The organism is Bradyrhizobium sp. AUGA SZCCT0169 (assembly GCF_018130085.1).
Classification (GTDB): domain Bacteria; phylum Pseudomonadota; class Alphaproteobacteria; order Rhizobiales; family Xanthobacteraceae; genus Bradyrhizobium.
In genome coordinates, this window is the sequence record NZ_JAFCMC010000002.1 from 154,237 (window position 1) to 170,821 (window position 16,585).

Here is a 16,585-nt window from a genome sequence, read left to right on the forward strand (position 1 = left end):
CGGCTACGCCGTGCCCAGCGAGGGATGCTGCTTCAGCACGTCGTCACTGATCGATTTGGACTGGATGGCGCGAAACAGCGTTCGCGCGGTCGTGGTGTGATTGGCTTGGAGGCAGAGTTCGAGGATCTGCCGCACGGCGGTGTCTCGCAACAGACCATCGGAAATCTTCATAGCAATTTGCATAGCGGCTTTCGCCGCGCGCTCATAACGTTCGATTTCGGACTTGATTTTCGAACGGTCGGCAGCACCGCTGATCTTTTCCGCACTGCTGGCCGCAGAACGGCAGATTTCCCGTATCTTGTTCGCAGCCTGGAGATCTCCGATCGGCCCCTCGATGGGCTCGTCCCAGATATCCTTGGGTGCGGATACGTCCTTTTTGAACCATTGCATGGAATCAGCAGCCAGCGCGTTTGCAAGACAAACAATGCGATCGTGCGATCAGCGGCCGCATTCTCATCCGGGAAAATCAATCGATGGTGACATTCCGGCAACAGAGGTTTGCAAATCCGGATCGTTGCTCTTGGCGTGCGGCCGGCCTCCATGAGCTCGGGCGGCCATCTACGAAATGCCCATGGCCTCCGCCGTGACCTCCACGCTTGCCGATCGCTACACTCGAAGGTAGGGCCGCCCAGACGCCGACAGGGAGCAAAAGTTCCACTCGCGAAGCGGGGAGTGCACGGGCCTTCGGGGAATTCGCGGGAGAATTTGTGCCCGGCCCTAAACCGTCGGCACGATCTTCCCCGGGTTGAAGATGTTTTGCGGATCGAGCGCCTTCTTCAGCGCGCGCATGGCGTCGATCGCCTCATCACCGAGTTCGGCCTTCAGGTATTTCTGCTTGCCCTGCCCGATGCCGTGTTCGCCGGTGCAGGTGCCGCCCATCGCCTGCGCGCGTTCGACCAGGCGGTGCATGAAATCCTCGCCGCGGGCCATCTCGTCGGCATTGTCGACGTCGCAGACCAGCGAGCAGTGGAAATTGCCGTCGCCGACATGGCCGACGATTGGCGACAGCAGGTTGAGCCGCTTCAGATCTTCTTCAGTCTCGGTGACGCAATCGGCCAGCCGCGAAATCGGCACGCACACATCCGTCGCAACCACGCCGGCGCCGGGACGCAGCGCCTTCACCGACCAATAGGCGTCGTGCCGCGCCTGCCAGAGTTTGGTGCGGTCCTCCGGCTTGGTGGTCCAGGTGAAATCGCCGCCGCCACATTCACCAGCGATCTCCTTGAAATTCTTCGACTGCTCCGCGACCTCATTGGCGCTGCCGTGGAATTCCAGCAGCAACAAGGGCGTCTCCGGCAGGGTCAATTTCGAATAGGAATTGCAGGCGCGCACCTGCTCGGCGTTGAGCAGCTCGATGCGCGCGACGGGAATGCCGGTTTGAATTGCAAGGATCGTCGCCTGGCAGGCACCGCGCACCGTCTCGAACGAACAGGCGGCGGCCGCGATCGTCTCCGGAATGCCGCGCAGCTTGATGGTGAGTTCGGAGATGATGCCGAGCGTGCCCTCGGCGCCGACAAACAGATGCGTCAGGTCGTAACCGGCGGAGGATTTCTTGGCCCGCGTGCCCGTGGTGATGATCTCGCCGTCGCCGCGCACGACCTTCAGCGCCAGCACGTTGTCGCGCATGGTGCCGTAACGCACCGCGTTGGTGCCGGAGGCGCGGGTCGAGGCCATGCCGCCGAGCGAGGCGTCGGCACCGGGATCGATCGGAAAGAACACGCCCTGGTCGCGCAGATGCTCGTTCAGCGCCTTGCGGGTCACGCCGGGCTGGATCACGCAATCAAGGTCGTCGGCATGGACTGCCAGCACCTTGTTCATGTCGTGCAGATCGATGCAGATGCCGCCGGCCGGCGCGTTGACCTGCCCCTCCAGCGAGGTGCCGGTGCCGAACGCGATGACGGGAACGGTATGCTTGGCGCAGATCCGGACCACATCCTGGATATCGGCGGTTTCCTGCGCCATCACCACGGCATCGGGCGGCTGGGTCGGCAGCCAGGTGGTGGTATGGGCATGCTGTTCGCGCACCGCATGCGAGGTGATCAGCCGGTTACCGAACCGCGCCGCCAGCGCCTCAACGGCGCTTGCCAGCGCCAGCGGTTCCGGCCGCTTCTCATTGCCCGATATCGTCATCGCCACGCAAAATTCCTCCCGGCTTTGAGCGGACCGTGGCAAAGGATATATGAGGGGTCAAGAGAGATCGGCCAAGGGATGGATGATGACGTCAGCTTCAGCCGCCAAAAACAAACTATCCGATATGCCCCTGCCTTCAGCACCGTTCCTGTCGTCGGTGATGCAGATCGAGCCGCAATGGATCGATTACAACGGCCATCTCAACATGGCCTATTACAACGTGATGATGGACCGCGCGATCGACCAGATGTGGCTGCATCTCGGGATCGGACCTGCGTACATGAAGGAGCGCCACGGCTCGACCTTCACTGCCGAATGCCATGTGCGGTATTTGCGCGAGATTCACCTTGGCGATCCCGTACAGGTTACGGTCCACCTGCTCGCCGCCGACGAGAAGCGCATTCACACCTTTGAAGAGCTGCGCCACGCCACCGAGGGCTGGATCTCCGCGACTTCGGAGAACATGACCATTCACATCGACATGAACACGCGCAAGGCCGCGCCGTTTCCGCCCGATATCCGCGCCCGCATCCAGGCGGTGGTGGATAGCCATGCGGCCGTTCCACGTCCCGAGGGCACCGGCCGGAAGGTGGCGATGCCCTCGAAATAGCTTTTGCTATTATGCAGGCGTCATCCTGTCAGGACGACGGAGCGCTAAACCTGTCCCCGTCCGCGCACGAGGCCAACCACCGCCGAGACCAGGAACAGGATGATGGCGATGAAGAAGATCGCCTTGGCAATTTCGACGGAGGCGCCGGCGATGCCGCCGAAGCCCAAAATACCCGCGATCAATGCGACGACCAGAAACGTAACGACCCAGCTCAGCATGACACCACCTCTGTTTGGTTGCGATCGGCGCGGCTAAGAGGATCGCGCCTGCTCATGCCAAAACAATCCGCCCCGGCAGCGATGGTTCCTGGGTGCGAAACCGGGAATATTTGCCAGCAATGCGGAACAAAATCGCGGGCGCCTGCGAAATAAGGCGCAGGGATAACGCCGGATTAAACCTGTCAAAACAGCCGGACAGGCCCTATATGGCGCTTAATCCCTGCTAAGAAGGCTCCCCTTCACCGCCTCACGGTGCCATCGTGGGGACAAGACGATTCGCATGACAGAGCCGAGCAAGCTGCCCCATCACGGCGTTCCCGAGCACCAGCCCGCAGCTGGCGGCATCGCCGCGCGTGCGCGCGCCACGGCGGCCCCGCAATATCTCAGCGGGCTCAATCCGGAGCAGCGCGACGCCGTCGTGACGCTGGACGGCCCGGTGCTGGTATTGGCCGGCGCCGGCACCGGCAAGACGCGCGTGCTGACCACCCGCATCGCCCATATCCTGAGCCAGGGCCGGGCGCGGCCGCACGAAATCCTCTCCGTGACCTTCACCAACAAGGCCGCGCGCGAGATGAAGCTGCGGCTCGGCCAGATGCTCGGCCAGGCCGTCGAGGGTATGCCGTGGCTTGGTACCTTCCACTCGATCGGCGGACGCATCCTGCGCTACCACGCCGAACTGGTGCAGCTGAAATCCAATTTCACCGTGCTCGACGTCGACGACCAGGTCCGCCTGCTCAAGCAGTTGCTGCAGGCCGAGAACATTGACGACAAGCGCTGGCCGGCGCGAATGCTGGCCGGGCTGATCGACGGCTGGAAGAACCGCGGCCTGACGCCGGCGCAGGTGCCGGCAGGCGAAGCCGCGGTGTTCGGCAATGGCAAGGGCGGCAAGCTCTACGCCAGCTATCAGGAGCGGCTGAAGATCCTCAACGCCGCCGATTTCGGCGATCTGCTGCTGGAGAACATCCGCCTGTTCCGCGAGCACCCCGATGTGCTCCGGCAATACCAGACCCGTTTCAAGTTCATCCTGGTCGACGAATATCAGGACACCAATGTCGCGCAATATCTGTGGCTGCGGCTGCTGTCGCAGGCGCCGGGTAAACCGGGCGTGCCGTTGTCTTCCGTCATCCCCGGCGCACCTGCCACCTCCGTTATTCCGGCAACCACCTCCTCCGTCATTCCGGGGCGCGTCGAAGACGCAAACCCGGAATCTCGAAGTGAAGAGGACTCATCTCGGGATTCCGGGTTCGCGCCTGTCGGCGCGCCCCGGAATGACGAGGGGACTGCCCTGCCCGCGATGGCCGCGCCGAAAAACATCTGCTGCGTCGGCGACGACGACCAGTCGATCTATGGCTGGCGCGGTGCCGAGGTCGACAACATCCTGCGCTTCGAGCACGATTTTCCCGGCGCCAAGGTTATCAGGCTCGAACGCAATTACCGCTCCACCGGTCATATCCTCGCCGCCGCCTCGCATCTGATCGCGCATAATGAAGGCCGGCTCGGCAAGACGCTGCGCACCGAGGATGTCGACGGCGAGAAGGTGACCGTAACCGGGTCCTGGGATTCCGAAGAGGAAGCCCGCGCCATCGGCGAGGAGATCGAGCAGCTGCAGCGCGCCGGCGACAATCTTAATGAGGTCGCGATCCTGGTGCGGGCTTCGTTCCAGATGCGCGAATTCGAAGATCGTTTTGTCACGCTCGGCCTGCCCTATCGCGTGATCGGCGGCCCCAGATTCTACGAGCGCGCCGAAATCCGCGACGCGCTGGCTTATCTGCGCGTGATCAATTCGCCGGCAGACGATCTCGCCTTCGAACGCATCGTCAACGTGCCCAAGCGCGGGCTCGGCGACGCCACCGTGCAGATGCTGCACGACCACGCCCGCAAGCGGCGCATCCCGCTGTTCGAGGCCGCCCGCAACGTGGTCGAAACCGACGAGTTGAAGCCGAAGGCGCGCGGGAGCTTGCGCGACCTCATCCTGCATTTCGACCGCTGGCGCGCGCAGCGCGAGGTCACTGCGCATACGGAGCTGGCCGAAATCGTGCTCGACGAGAGCGGCTATACCGAGATGTGGCAGAAGGACCGTTCCGCCGACGCCGCCGGACGGCTCGATAACCTCAAGGAGCTGGTGCGCTCGATGGAGGAGTTCGAGAACCTGCAGGGCTTCCTCGAACACATCTCGCTGGTGATGGACCGCGACGGCGGCGCCGAGGACGAGGCCGTGTCGCTGATGACGCTGCATTCGGCCAAGGGCCTCGAATTCGACAACGTGTTCCTGCCCGGTTGGGAGGAAGGCCTGTTTCCGAGCCAGCGCACGCTCGACGAACAGGGCCGCGCCGGTTTGGAAGAAGAGCGTCGGCTCGCCCATGTCGGGCTCACGCGGGCGCGCCGCCGCGCCAAATTGTATTTCGCCACCAACCGCCGCATTCACGGCACCTGGTCGACCACGATCCCGTCGCGCTTCCTCGACGAACTGCCGGCTGACAATGTCGAGATCACGGAATCCAAGGGCGGCTCGGGCTGGGGCGGCGCCGGCGGCTATGGCGCCTCGCGCTTCGACAACGTGGAATCCTTCGGCTCCAGCTACACCACGCCGGGCTGGCAGCGCGCGCAGGCCAACCGCGCCCGCAACAACCAGGGCGGCCGTCACGGCCAGACCCGCGACGGATTTGAGGAAAGCCAGTCGCCATTTTCAGGTTCGCGCGGCGATACCTCACGGGGCGAAACCGGCAGCTTCTCGCGCACCAAGCGCGGGCCGATGGTGATCGAAGGCGAGCTGGTCGCCAAATCCACTGGCACCGTTTCGGAATTCTCGCTGGACGACCGCGTCTTTCACCAGAAATTCGGCTACGGCAACGTCGTCAAGATCGACGGCAACAAACTCACCATCGCCTTCGAGAAGGCCGGCGAGAAGAAGGTGGTCGATAGTTTCGTGGAACGGGTGTGAGCGGCAGAAATCGAAACGTCAATTTAGGCCTCGGCGGTGCGCCACTCTACAATTGTGCTGCCGTCATGAGGTGATGTTTCAAAGCGAGCCTTCAGTACTTGGCGTGCGAACGATCAACCCTCAGGCGATCCCCAATAGCGATTTTGAGAGCCTCATGTCGCTCGCGATCCCGAGCCAATGCTGGATGTGTTTCGATAGAAGCGTCCCCTCGTCTATAGGCTGAGTTCCAACGCAACCAAATTTCCCAATCTTCCGTAACGAGCGCTAGAAGGTTTTCATCAACAGGCGAAGCGAAGTATGTGTCGCCAAATTCGTCTGAACTGTAGTCGAACTCCGCCTCATAAATATGTGGCACACCATCGAAATCGGCGATGCCTAGACGCGGCCCATCGTAGTAATTGTTCACCGTGTGTACCCGATCCCAGGCCATTGAACCTCCTTGCTCGTGATCTCAAGCCCGAGATCGCCGACTCCGGCCTGTCTGTCCTTGCACGTACTCGCGCAGCGCCCGATTGATGCGCGTTTGATAGCCCTCACTGGATGTCGTTTGGCTCTTGAACCAGGCCACGACATCGGCGTCGAGACGAAGTGTCAGTTGCTGCTTGACGGGCCGATAGAACGCCCCACGCCTGGCGCCGGACCAGTCGAGCAGTTCCGGTGCGTCCGAGGTGTCGATCGCGCTATCGGGCAGCGCGGCCAGCGACTTCAGTTCCTCCTGCTGCTCGCGCGTCAACCGCTTAGAGATTTCCTTCTTCATAGGCTTTCCTTTCGCGGGCAGTAGCCTTGCGCGCGCTGATAATCCGCCCGACCGGCTCGTCGTCTTCGGAATTGGCTTCGGGCAAGGTGTGAACCACCAGCAGCAAGATCGGCCCAACAAGTCCGATCGTTTGCCAGCGGTCTCCGTCGGGATGCGGGTCGGGCTTCGACGCATGGAGTGGATCGTCAAACACCAGTATCGCGGTTTCGAACGATAGGCCGTGCTTTACCCGGTTTGCCGTCGCTTTGTTCGGATCCCACGTCCAGCGCACGGTCACCTCATCTGTAGCTACAAATATGGCACTACAATTTTGTGACGTCAAGGGCCCGTTGCCCCGCCCGCGCCCCGGCTGACCGCTCCACCGGCTGCCTTTCGGTCGTCCCACCCCTCGCATCGAGAACACGAAACGAAGACCTTGCGCTCGATAGGCCGCGAGTGATCAACTCTCGAACCGGAATGCTCCTGCACTGTTGGAGAAAACATGATGTTGAAGAAGATTGCGATCGTGGCTGGTTTGGGACTGGCGCTATCAGTCACGGCGGAGGCCCAGACACCGCGCAAGGGAGGCGTCATTCGGATGACGGCGCCCTATGGCTCGAGTTTCACCAGCATGGACATTCATACGACGCAGCGAGCCCAGGACGAGATCGTCGCCAAGGGCCTGCATCGGTCGCTCTACATTTGGGACTCCGCCGAGGGCAAGCCGGTTCCGGAGCTTGCCAAGGAGGCCACCGTCTCGGGCGGCGGTCTTGTTTATACCTTCAAGCTGCGCGACGACGCTTATTTCCACCACGGTCGCAAGATGACGGCTGACGACGTCATCTGGAGCTACAACCGCATCATGGACGGCGCCAAGGCCTATCCCGGCGCGCGTTTTGTCCGCATGATCGAGGGTGCCTCCGAGGTCGAGAAGGGCAAAGCCAAGGAAATCTCCGGCCTGAAGAAGATCGACGATTTCACCCTCGAAATGAAGCTGACCGAGAAGGTCGATCCAGGTTTCTATTTTTTCACCGCGCTGACTTCGATCTATCCGGCCGACGAGGGCGCCAAGGACAGCTTCATCCAGAAGCCGATCGGCCTTGGGCCGTTCAAGTTCGTCGAGCACGTGCCGGGATCGCGCGTCGTGCTGGAGCGGTTTGACAAGTTCTACAAGCCCGGCAAGCCATACGCCGACAAAATGATCGTGTCGATCATGGCTGAAGCCGCGGCGCGCGATGTCGCCTTCCGCAACAAGGAAATCGACACCTCGGTGCTCGGGCCCGCGCAGTATGTCGCCTATCAGGCCGACCCCGCCCTCAAGAGTACCATCGTCGAAGTCGCCGAGGTCTTCACGCGCTACATGGGCATCAATCCCTCATTCAAACCGTTCTCCGACAAGCGGGTGCGGCAGGCCATCAACCATGCGATCGATGCCGACCTGATCATCAACAAACTGGTGAAGAACAAGGCCTATCGCGCCACCAGCTGGCTGCCTTTGACCTCCCCCGCCTACGACAAGACCATGAAGCCCTACGCCTTCGATCCTGCAAAGGCAAAGCAGTTGCTCGCGGACGCGGGCTATCCCACCGGCTTTGAATTCGAATGGACGGCGAGCCAGAATGAAAGCTGGGGCCTGCCGATCGTCGAGGCCATCATCCCGATGCTGGACCGGGTGGGCATCAAGGTGAAGGTCAAGCAGGTCGAGACCGCGGTGCTGGCGGAGGTCGCCCGGAAGGGCGAATTCCAGGCCTTCATCTATTCCCAGGCCACCGGCCCGGATCCTCAGGCTGCCCTGAAATGCTTCCACTCGGCGACGCCGCAATCGGCCTGCAACTACACGGCTTTCAAGAACGCGGCCTTCGACAAGCTGCTCGATGAGGCCGGGCAGACCGACGACGCCGCCAAGCGGGTCCAGCTGATGCAAAAGGCCAATGCCCTGCTCTACGACGAAGCGCCGGTCTGGTTCTTCAACTACAACAAGGCGGTCATGGCGGTGCAGCCCTGGCTCAAGGGGATTCAGTTGAACGCGACCGAACTGACCCACCAGAACGTCGAAGACCTCTGGGTCGACGCGTCCTCGCCCGCCAAATGAACTAGCCAACTACAAGTGACACGCGCTCTCGCCTCCCTCCATCGCAAGACGATGGAGGGAGGGAGGAACAGGGTCCAATGCTCTCGTTCGCGATCCGTCGAATCCTGCAAACCATTCCGACCGTGCTGGCTGTCGTGCTGGTGATCTTCGTGCTTTTCAGCGTCGTGCCGGGCAGCATCATATCGAGCATGAACGATGACGGCCGCGGTCCGACGGACCCGGCGGTGGTGGAGCGCATGAAGAAGCAGCTCGGCCTCGACGATCCCGTCTACGTGCGCTTCAGCTCCTACATCGCCAAGCTCGCGACCGGCGATTTCGGGACGTCGTTCCGGACCCGCGAGCCGGTCACGACCATGCTCGCCAAACGGATGTGGCCGACGCTGCAATTGATCTTCGCGTCCATGACGTTTGCGATCGTAATTGGCGTACCGCTGGGGTTCATCGCGGCGCTGCGGCCGGGCAGCTTCGTCGACACGCTCTCGATGGTCCTGGCGGTGTCGGGCCTTTCAATGGCCAAATTCTGGCTCGGGCTGCTGCTGATGTACCTGTTTGCGTTGAAACTCGGCTGGCTGCCGAGTTTCGGCTATGGCGATGGCGGGCTCAAATATCTGATCCTGCCTGCCGTGACCCTCGGCGTCTCGCCGATGGCGCTGCTGGCGCGAACGACGCGCGCCGCGGTTCTCGAGATCATGACCGCGGATTTTGTCCGTACCGCGCGCTCGAAGGGCATGAGCGAGACCCGGGTGGTGAAATGGCATGTGATGCGCAATGCGCTCGTCCTCATTCTCACCACGATCGGCCTGCAATTCGGCGCGTTGATGGGACAGGCGGTCGTTGTCGAGAAACTGTTCTCCTGGCCGGGCATCGGCTCGCTGCTGGTCGACAGTGTGCTGCAGCGCGACCTTCCTGCCGTCCAGGGCTCCATCCTCGTGGTGGTACTGTTCTTTCTGACCATCAATACGATGATCGACCTGCTCTATGCCGTGATCGATCCCAGGATCAGATACGCATGAGGTTAGGGGCCAATCTCGTTATCGGCGGGGCATTGTTCGCGCTTGCGATCTTCGTCGGCCTGCTCGCGCCCTGGCTGGCGCATACCGATCCCGTCATGGATGCCAACCTCTTGAATGCCGAGGAGCCACCGAGCTGGATCTGGTGGTTCGGCACCGATGCGCAGGGCCGCGACATTTATTCCCGCGTCGTGCACGGCGCGCGCATCTCGCTGACGGTCGGCATCGTCTCGCAGCTCGTCAACAGCGTCATCGGCGTGACACTGGGCCTGACGGCGGGCTATTGGGGCGGCTGGTGGGACGATTTCGTCAATGGCCTGACCAATCTCATGCTCGCGATCCCGTCGCTGATCTTTGCGCTGGCCATCATGGCGGTCCTTGGACCCGGCCTGACCAGCCTGCTCATCGCGCTCGGCTTGACCAACTGGTCCTTCACCTGCCGGATCGCACGGGCGTCGACGCTGTCGCTCAAGAGCCAGGGCTATGTGCAGGCCGCAAAAGTGCTCGGCTACGGCGATTTGCGCATCATGATCACCCAGCTGGTGCCGAACATGGTCGGCCCGATCATCGTCATCGGCACGCTGGGCATGGGCGGCGCAATACTGGCCGAAGCCGCCCTTTCGTTCCTCGGCCTCGGGGTCCGCCCGCCCTATCCAAGCTGGGGCAGCATGCTCTCGGAAGCCCGCGACCAGATCACGACGGCGCCGTGGCTGTCGATCTTCCCCGGCCTCGCCATCTTCCTGACGGTGCTCGGTCTCAATCTGCTCGGCGACGGCTTGCGTGACGTTCTCGATCCGCAGTCGCGGAGCCGGCGCACATGACGGGGCCCCCTCTGCTCGAAGTCGAGGATCTGCGCATCGATCTCAACTATCGATCCAGCCATGTTGCGGCGGTCGAGGGCGTTTCGTTCCGCATCGACCGTGGCGAGACTTTTGGACTCGTCGGTGAATCCGGCTGCGGCAAGAGTATTACCGCGCTCGCCTTGATCGGCCTGTTGCGCCAGCCGCTTTCGATCGGCGCCGGCGCCATCCGATTTGACGGCCGGGAAATCCAGAGCCTTTCGGCGGCCGAGCAGCGCGCACTGCGCGGCAACCGCATCGCCATGATCTTCCAGGAGCCGATGACGGCGCTCAATCCGGTCTCGCCCGTGGGCCGGCAGATCGCCGAGATGTTCGTGCTGCATCAGGGCAAGGACTGGCGGGAAGCCAACCGACTTGCGGTGGAAGCGCTGGCGAGCGTCCGCGTCCCCGCACCCGAGCGGCGGGTGAAGGATTACCCGCACCAGCTTTCGGGCGGCATGCGCCAGCGCGTGATGATCGCCATCGCTCTCGCATGCGGGCCGGATCTTCTGATCGCCGACGAGCCGACCACCGCGCTCGACGTCACCGTACAGGCGGAGATCATCGAGCTGATGCGCAATCTATGCGCCGAGCGAGGCACCGCCATCTTGATGATCAGCCATGATCTCGGCCTGGTCGCCAATGTGTGCCGCCGCGTCGCCGTCATGTATGCCGGCCGCATCGTCGAGGAGCGCGGCTCGGACGACATCTTCCGCGCCAGCGCGCATCCCTACACGCAAGGCCTGGTCGACTCGCTTCCTCGGCTCGGGAGCCGCGCGGCGCTTGGCCGGACACGGCTGACGGAGATTGCGGGCGTCGTGCCGGCGATCACGGATTTCCCGGACGGCTGCCGGTTCAATCCACGCTGCGCGCGGGCGACCGACATTTGCCGGACCACCGAGCCGGAGACGACGTTGCTCGGTGCAGGCGGGCTGGTCAGGTGCCATCACCATGCATGAACCGGCGGGAAGACCCGGCGACGATGTCATCCTCAGCGTAGAGGATCTCGCGGTCCATTTTCCCGTTGGTGGCGGCTTGCTGGGCGGCGGCCGGCGGCTGCTCCGTGCGGTCGACGGCGTCGATCTCGAACTGAAGCGCGGCGAGTGCCTCGGTCTTGTCGGCGAATCCGGATGCGGCAAGTCGACATTGGCGCTTTCGATACTGGGCCTGCAGGCACCGACACGGGGCCGCATCGTGCTGGACGGACAGGTCGTAACGGGAGGGCGATCGGGCGATCGAAAGGCGCTGGCCCGTATCGTGCAAATCGTGTTTCAGGATCCCTATGCCTCGCTCAATCCGCGCCAGACCGTTCGCCGCACGCTGGAAGACCCGCTGCGCCTGCACGGCGTGACGGCCAAGAGCGAGGTCGACGACCGTGTCGCGGCGATGCTCCGGCATGTCGGCCTGCGGCCCGAACAAGCCGGCCGCTACCCGCATGAATTCTCGGGCGGCCAGCGTCAGCGCATCGGCATCGCCCGCGCGCTGATCCTCAATCCCAGGATTGTCATCTGTGACGAACCCGTATCGGCGCTGGATGTCTCGATCCGCGCCCAGATCATCAATCTGCTGCTGGAACTGAAGGAAACGCTCGGCCTCTCCTACATCATGATCAGCCACGACCTCGGCGTGGTCGAGCACATGAGCGACCGGGTCGCCGTCATGTATCTCGGCCGCATTGTGGAGAGCGGCCACTGGCGCGAGATCTTCGAACGGCCGGCGCACCCGTATACGCAGACCCTGATATCCGCCATTCCCGATCCGCTGCGCCGCGCGCCGCTTGCTACGATACCGGGTGAGCTTCCCAATCCGCTCAATCCGCCGGACGGCTGTGCGTTCAGTCCGCGCTGTCGTTACGCCGAAGCCGTGTGTCGTCGCGAGCCCCGGCCATCGCTCGAAACGCGCCCCGACGGACACGCGGTCCGCTGCTGGCGAGCCGACGAGATTGCCGGTGAGACGGCGCTGGCCGCGACGGAAAACTGAAATACCCAGGACGGTGAGCACGTGACGCTATGAGTCCAAAAACGGGACTTTACCGGAAAACCAGCCATGTCGGTTATTTGCCAGCAACGGACTCGTGCACCGCAGCGGATGGCACAATCATTCGACACACCCTCGCAGCCAACCCCGCTGGCGCGTCGATCAGCCTTGCGGATCGATGAGCACTCCCGGGTTGAGCATGCCTTGCGGATCGAGTTCTCTTTTTGCTGCCCTAAACGCGGCCGCGAAAAGTCCCGGGCGCTGCCGATCGTACCAGGGCCGATGATCACGGCCAACAGCGTGATGATGCGTGATAGTACCACCCGCCTCAATCAGCGCATCGCTGGCCGCATTCTTGATCGCCTGCCACTGCTCCAGAAGAGCACCGTGGCGGCCGAGTGCGTGGAAGGAGAAATACGGTGCGGGCCCGTCCGGATAGACATGGGTGAAGCGGCATGTGACCTCGCCTTTTACGCCAGTCGCCTGGAGGATCGCACGCTCCGTCGCCGCCTTCACTTCATCGTGGAAACTTTCGAACCGATCCCAGGTGATAGCGGTCTCAAAGGTGTCATTGATGAGACCGGCCGGCGTCAGAAACTCGCGCGCATAGGGCATACGAATGAATGCATTGCGCCAGATTCCTGCCGTGCCTTCGAGATGTGCATCGCCGGCCTTTGCGACCTCCGGCGTCCCGCCATGGTCGGCGCAGCATTCGAGCGCGCGTGCCATCCAGGCGTCCGGTGAATGGTCGCCGGATTCAAAGCCCAGCACCATGATCGCGACGCTGCCATCGGCGGAGCCGGTGTTGAATGCCTCTTGCGCGTCAAGGATGCGGCAGTTCGATGGATAGAGGCCGGCCTGTGCGACGGCGCGCAGCGCGCGCGCCGCACCGAAGAACGAATGGAAACGAACCGATGCGCCGGCACGGAATTTCGGGCGTGGCTGCAATCGCATCCAGGCGCGCGAAATCACCCCGAGCGTGCCTTCCGAGCCGATGAACATGCGGTCGGGGCTCGGTCCGGCACCCGATCCCGGCAAGCGGCGCGTTTCCAGCACGCCGCGCGGGGTTACGACGCGCAGGCTTTCGACGAAATCGTCAATATGCGTGTAGAGACTAGCGAAATGGCCGCCCGATCGCGTCGCGATCCACCCGCCAAGGGTTGAATATTCGAAACTCTGTGGAAAATGCCGTAACGTGAGCCCATGCGGCTTAAGCTGGCTCTCCAGGGATGGACCATAGGCACCACCTTCGATCAGTGCGGCGCGCGATATCTGATCCACCTCGATAACCTTACCGAGATTACGGAGGTCAAGAGTGATCGCTGCCTTATAGCGAAGCCCGTCGACTCGCGACTCGACACCGCCGCAGACACTCGACCCGCCCCCGAATGGCGTAAGCGAGGCGCTGGCACCACCGGCCCAATCCATCACAGCGGAAATCTCTGCTTCGTTGCGTGGATAGGCGACCACGTCGGGCGCGCTGTCGTAGTCGCCGAGCATGGCTCGCACGTAGTCTGGATAGGATTTGCCATACGCGTGCGCGACGCGATCGTAGCGTTCGCTCGTGCAGAAAGCGGCAAGCGAGGCCGGCGGCGCCACGCGCGGCGCGCGCAGCGCCAGGTCCTCGAGACGCGGGACAGCTTTTGTCTCGAATGCATCGCGTGCAAATTTTGCGCGGTAACGGCCGAGCACAAAGGCCTGCTCCTCAGCAGTCATGCCTTCGTCTTCGCGGCCCCAACCGTAATGTTTTAGCCTCGCATCGCTCATGGCTTCCTCGTTCTGTTTTCAACTGTGAGTTTGGAGTTAGCCGCCATACCGGCTCTTAATCATGTGAACGCGTAAAGGGCACAAAGCGCACGAGAGCGACGGCGCGCGTTGTCGTCTTGTCGGGGGCAATTTTTTCGACGACCGTGAGGTGCTGAGTGGTGTAAGCGGGCCCGACCGGCATGACGAGCCGACCACCCACTTTAAGCTGCTCAATCAGCGGCGGTGGTGGCTGCCCGAGCGCGGCGGTCACGACGATGGCGTCAAACGGACCGCATTCGGGCCAGCCACCATAACCGTCGCCAAGCCTGACGCTTACGTTTTCATACGCGAGGTTTCTCAGTGTTTTCGCAGCCGTCTCGGCCAATGCCGGGATAATCTCGATTGTGCAGACCTTTCGCGCCAGGTGCGCAAGGATGGCGGCCTGATAGCCCGAGCCCGTACCGACTTCGAGCACGACATAATCCGGAGCGATGCGGGCTAACTCAGTCATCAAGGTGACGACGAACGGCTGCGATATGGTCTGGCCGAGGCCGATCGGAAGCGGCCTGTCTGCGTATGCGATGGAGCAAGATCGCTCAGGGATGAACAGATGGCGTTTCGTTTGCCCCATGGCCTCGAGGACCCTCTCCGACAGGGCCTGCTGTCCCAAACCACTGGCGTAGGACCGGGCGTGGGCCCGGATGGTTTCGACCATGGCGGCGCGTTCGCGGACACATTCGGTGTCCTGTGCGGTCGCTTCCCGCGCGACGGCAACCATGGAAAGCACGAGCAGCAGCAAGTTCTTCATGATGGTGCGGTCTCCAGTCGGTCCACGATTCGCGTCGACCGCTTGAGGGCAACGAGTGGATTCGACCCATCAGCCGCGAAAACACGGCGTCCAGCGACTGACCGTAATTCGGCAAGCCCTGATACCATGACTGCATTTGGCCGGTAAGTTGACTTCTCCGCACACATCGCCGCGGAAATGCGCGCAAAGCAACGTCGCTTGTTGCGATCAAGTATGACAGAGGACCTGACCGAACTAACGCCCCTCATCGGATTCAAGGTCCGCAAGCGCGGTGCAGCCCAATAGGCGATTCGTCACAGCTGGTCGCGTCCGGTAAGTTCGCTCGTGAAGAGATCTTCAGCGGCCGGCTCAGATCCAGTGAGAGGTCATCGAATGAAACGGCGCGAGTTCATTGGAACCATTGGTACGGTCGCTCTGCTCCCGTTGATGGCACGGGCGCAACAATCGAAGAAAGTATACCGGATCGCGATATTGCATCCATCGCACCCGGTAGCTGAGCTGACCGAAGTCAGCAGTTTCCGGTACTGGCGCGAATTCTTCCAGGAGCTTCGCCGGCACGGCTATGTCGAGGGACAGAATCTGACAATCGAGCGCTATTCCGGCGAAGGGCGTGTCGAGAGCTACCCTAAACTCGCCCGTGATGTCTCAACTCGCAGTCTCGATCTGATTTTTGCGATCACGGTGTGGATGGTGGCCCCTCTCAAAGATTCGACCCGCACCACCCCGATCGTTGCGATGACCAGCGATCCGGTCGATCTGGGCCTTGTCTCAAGCATGGCACGGCCGGGTGGCAATATCACAGGTGTCAGCGTCGATGCCGGACTGGAGATTTGGGGCAAGAGGCTTCAGCTTTTCCGGGAGGTCGCCCCAGCAATATCGAAGCTGGGAATTCTGGCTTTGCGACGAAACCCCGAAGGAGCTGCAATGCAGGCGACGGCGGAGAAAGCAGGCATCAGTGTAGTGGGCTCCTCTTTTCTCGATAATGGGAGCGAGCCAGAATATCGTCGTGTCTTCGCCCTCATGTCACAGGAAGGCGCCGACGCGCTCTTTGTCGATGGCAGTCCGGAACACATTACGAAGCGACAACTAATCGGCGAACTGGCTGAGAAGTACCAGCTGCCGGCCATTTATCCATTTCGTTCATTTGTGGAGGCCGGCGGGCTCATGGCCTATGGCATCGACTTTCTGGAGATTTTTCGCCAAGTCGCCCGTACGATTGATCAAATCCTCAAGGGTGCGCAACCCGGTGATATTCCGTTCCAACAACCTACGAAATTCGAACTCGTCATTAACCGCAAGGCTGCGACCAACATTGGGTTACTGCTTCCAGAGCCGTTGCTCGCTCGCGCCGACGAAGTAATCGAGTAAGCGGATTGTGACTTCCGTTGTTCGTCAGAATAATCGGTCTCGAACGTCCGCTTTTCGGCAACGATGCTGATCGAGGGCGAACTGGCCCGCCAAATCCACCGGCACGGTTC

16 protein-coding genes are annotated in these 16,585 nt (G+C 62.1%); 8 read left to right on the forward strand and 8 right to left on the reverse strand.

The window, feature by feature from the left end:
* Positions 1 to 3: 3 nt before the first annotated feature.
* Both JQ609_RS02715 and JQ609_RS02720 read right to left on the reverse strand, forming a co-directional pair.
* Entirely contained in the window at positions 4 to 390 is a 387-nt protein-coding gene (locus tag JQ609_RS02715; protein WP_212271919.1) for a hypothetical protein, read from the reverse strand.
* A 327-nt stretch (positions 391 to 717) separates the two neighbouring features.
* Entirely contained in the window at positions 718 to 2,130 is a 1,413-nt protein-coding gene (locus JQ609_RS02720; RefSeq protein ID WP_249119371.1) for an FAD-linked oxidase C-terminal domain-containing protein, read from the reverse strand.
* Between the two features lie 124 nt (positions 2,131 to 2,254).
* On the opposite strand from JQ609_RS02720, the gene JQ609_RS02725 reads away from it, so the two are divergent.
* Positions 2,255 to 2,740 (forward strand): thioesterase family protein, encoded by a 486-nt coding sequence (locus tag JQ609_RS02725; protein WP_212272047.1) that lies wholly within the window; start codon positions 2,255 to 2,257, stop codon positions 2,738 to 2,740.
* A gap of 44 nt (positions 2,741 to 2,784) precedes the next feature.
* Here the strand turns inward: JQ609_RS02725 and JQ609_RS02730 are convergent, their stop codons facing one another.
* Positions 2,785 to 2,958, reverse strand: coding sequence for a DUF1328 domain-containing protein (locus JQ609_RS02730; protein WP_192738021.1), 174 nt, complete (start codon positions 2,956 to 2,958; stop codon positions 2,785 to 2,787).
* A gap of 280 nt (positions 2,959 to 3,238) precedes the next feature.
* Here JQ609_RS02730 and JQ609_RS02735 point away from each other — a divergent pair, with 280 nt between their 5' ends.
* On the forward strand, positions 3,239 to 5,899 hold the full coding sequence (locus JQ609_RS02735; protein ID WP_212271920.1) for an ATP-dependent helicase: 2,661 nt from the start codon (positions 3,239 to 3,241) through the stop codon (positions 5,897 to 5,899).
* A 91-nt stretch (positions 5,900 to 5,990) separates the two neighbouring features.
* Here JQ609_RS02735 and JQ609_RS02740 read toward each other — a convergent pair whose 3' ends face one another.
* Genes JQ609_RS02740 through JQ609_RS34880 form a run of 3 tightly spaced genes read right to left on the reverse strand, consistent with a single transcriptional unit; the run spans position 5,991 to position 6,927 of the window.
* Complete coding sequence (locus JQ609_RS02740; protein ID WP_212271921.1) at positions 5,991 to 6,329, reverse strand: hypothetical protein; 339 nt, start codon at positions 6,327 to 6,329, stop codon at positions 5,991 to 5,993.
* A gap of 21 nt (positions 6,330 to 6,350) precedes the next feature.
* Positions 6,351 to 6,656: a BrnA antitoxin family protein gene (locus JQ609_RS02745; protein ID WP_212271922.1), complete on the reverse strand. Its 306-nt coding sequence runs from the start codon at positions 6,654 to 6,656 to the stop codon at positions 6,351 to 6,353.
* Positions 6,637 to 6,927 (reverse strand): BrnT family toxin, encoded by a 291-nt coding sequence (locus JQ609_RS34880; RefSeq protein WP_409411157.1) that lies wholly within the window; start codon positions 6,925 to 6,927, stop codon positions 6,637 to 6,639. Before JQ609_RS34880 ends, JQ609_RS02745 begins: the two co-directional genes overlap by 20 nt.
* 210 nt (positions 6,928 to 7,137) lie before the next feature.
* Between JQ609_RS34880 and JQ609_RS02755 the strand changes: the two genes are divergently transcribed.
* The 5 genes from JQ609_RS02755 to JQ609_RS02775 all read left to right on the forward strand — a co-directional run bounded on the left by JQ609_RS02755 (position 7,138) and on the right by JQ609_RS02775 (position 12,556).
* Entirely contained in the window at positions 7,138 to 8,727 is a 1,590-nt protein-coding gene (locus JQ609_RS02755; RefSeq protein WP_212271923.1) for an ABC transporter substrate-binding protein, read from the forward strand.
* Positions 8,728 to 8,804: 77 nt separating this feature from the next.
* Complete coding sequence (locus JQ609_RS02760) at positions 8,805 to 9,740, forward strand: ABC transporter permease (protein ID WP_212271924.1); 936 nt, start codon at positions 8,805 to 8,807, stop codon at positions 9,738 to 9,740.
* The gene (locus tag JQ609_RS02765; protein WP_212271925.1) at positions 9,737 to 10,558 is read left to right on the forward strand and encodes an ABC transporter permease; all 822 of its coding nucleotides are present in this window, start codon (positions 9,737 to 9,739) and stop codon (positions 10,556 to 10,558) included. The genes JQ609_RS02760 and JQ609_RS02765 overlap by 4 nt, the downstream gene beginning before the upstream one ends.
* Positions 10,555 to 11,535, forward strand: coding sequence for an ABC transporter ATP-binding protein (locus JQ609_RS02770; protein ID WP_212271926.1), 981 nt, complete (start codon positions 10,555 to 10,557; stop codon positions 11,533 to 11,535). Before JQ609_RS02765 ends, JQ609_RS02770 begins: the two co-directional genes overlap by 4 nt.
* Positions 11,528 to 12,556 carry an ABC transporter ATP-binding protein gene (locus JQ609_RS02775; protein ID WP_212271927.1) on the forward strand — a complete coding sequence of 343 codons (1,029 nt, stop codon included), beginning with the start codon at positions 11,528 to 11,530 and terminating at the stop codon, positions 12,554 to 12,556. Before JQ609_RS02770 ends, JQ609_RS02775 begins: the two co-directional genes overlap by 8 nt.
* A gap of 159 nt (positions 12,557 to 12,715) precedes the next feature.
* On the opposite strand, the gene JQ609_RS02780 is transcribed toward JQ609_RS02775, so the two are convergent.
* Together JQ609_RS02780 and JQ609_RS02785 are read right to left on the reverse strand one after the other, a co-directional pair.
* A complete protein-coding gene (locus JQ609_RS02780) occupies positions 12,716 to 14,320 on the reverse strand; it encodes an FAD-binding oxidoreductase (protein ID WP_212271928.1) in 1,605 nt (534 codons plus the stop codon).
* A gap of 55 nt (positions 14,321 to 14,375) precedes the next feature.
* Positions 14,376 to 15,107: a protein-L-isoaspartate(D-aspartate) O-methyltransferase gene (locus JQ609_RS02785; RefSeq protein WP_212206945.1), complete on the reverse strand. Its 732-nt coding sequence runs from the start codon at positions 15,105 to 15,107 to the stop codon at positions 14,376 to 14,378.
* A gap of 372 nt (positions 15,108 to 15,479) precedes the next feature.
* Here JQ609_RS02785 and JQ609_RS02790 point away from each other — a divergent pair, with 372 nt between their 5' ends.
* Positions 15,480 to 16,475, forward strand: a complete 996-nt coding sequence (locus JQ609_RS02790; RefSeq protein ID WP_212271929.1) for an ABC transporter substrate-binding protein — start codon at positions 15,480 to 15,482, stop codon at positions 16,473 to 16,475.
* Positions 16,476 to 16,585: the final 110 nt, after the last annotated feature.

Coding starts and splice junctions, on each gene's coding strand:
- JQ609_RS02745 (WP_212271922.1), bottom strand. CDS start 6,656: ATGAAGAAGGAAATCTCTAAGCGGTTGACGCGCGAGCAGCAGGAGGAA.
- JQ609_RS02740 (WP_212271921.1), bottom strand. CDS start 6,329: ATGGCCTGGGATCGGGTACACACGGTGAACAATTACTACGATGGGCCG.
- JQ609_RS02765 (WP_212271925.1), top strand. CDS start 9,737: ATGAGGTTAGGGGCCAATCTCGTTATCGGCGGGGCATTGTTCGCGCTT.
- JQ609_RS02785 (WP_212206945.1), bottom strand. CDS start 15,107: ATGAAGAACTTGCTGCTGCTCGTGCTTTCCATGGTTGCCGTCGCGCGG.
- JQ609_RS02720 (WP_249119371.1), bottom strand. CDS start 2,130: ATGACGATATCGGGCAATGAGAAGCGGCCGGAACCGCTGGCGCTGGCA.
- JQ609_RS02715 (WP_212271919.1), bottom strand. CDS start 390: ATGCAATGGTTCAAAAAGGACGTATCCGCACCCAAGGATATCTGGGAC.
- JQ609_RS02780 (WP_212271928.1), bottom strand. CDS start 14,320: ATGAGCGATGCGAGGCTAAAACATTACGGTTGGGGCCGCGAAGACGAA.
- JQ609_RS02770 (WP_212271926.1), top strand. CDS start 10,555: ATGACGGGGCCCCCTCTGCTCGAAGTCGAGGATCTGCGCATCGATCTC.
- JQ609_RS02775 (WP_212271927.1), top strand. CDS start 11,528: ATGCATGAACCGGCGGGAAGACCCGGCGACGATGTCATCCTCAGCGTA.
- JQ609_RS02730 (WP_192738021.1), bottom strand. CDS start 2,958: ATGCTGAGCTGGGTCGTTACGTTTCTGGTCGTCGCATTGATCGCGGGT.
- JQ609_RS02760 (WP_212271924.1), top strand. CDS start 8,805: ATGCTCTCGTTCGCGATCCGTCGAATCCTGCAAACCATTCCGACCGTG.
- JQ609_RS02735 (WP_212271920.1), top strand. CDS start 3,239: ATGACAGAGCCGAGCAAGCTGCCCCATCACGGCGTTCCCGAGCACCAG.
- JQ609_RS02790 (WP_212271929.1), top strand. CDS start 15,480: ATGAAACGGCGCGAGTTCATTGGAACCATTGGTACGGTCGCTCTGCTC.
- JQ609_RS02725 (WP_212272047.1), top strand. CDS start 2,255: ATGCCCCTGCCTTCAGCACCGTTCCTGTCGTCGGTGATGCAGATCGAG.
- JQ609_RS02755 (WP_212271923.1), top strand. CDS start 7,138: ATGATGTTGAAGAAGATTGCGATCGTGGCTGGTTTGGGACTGGCGCTA.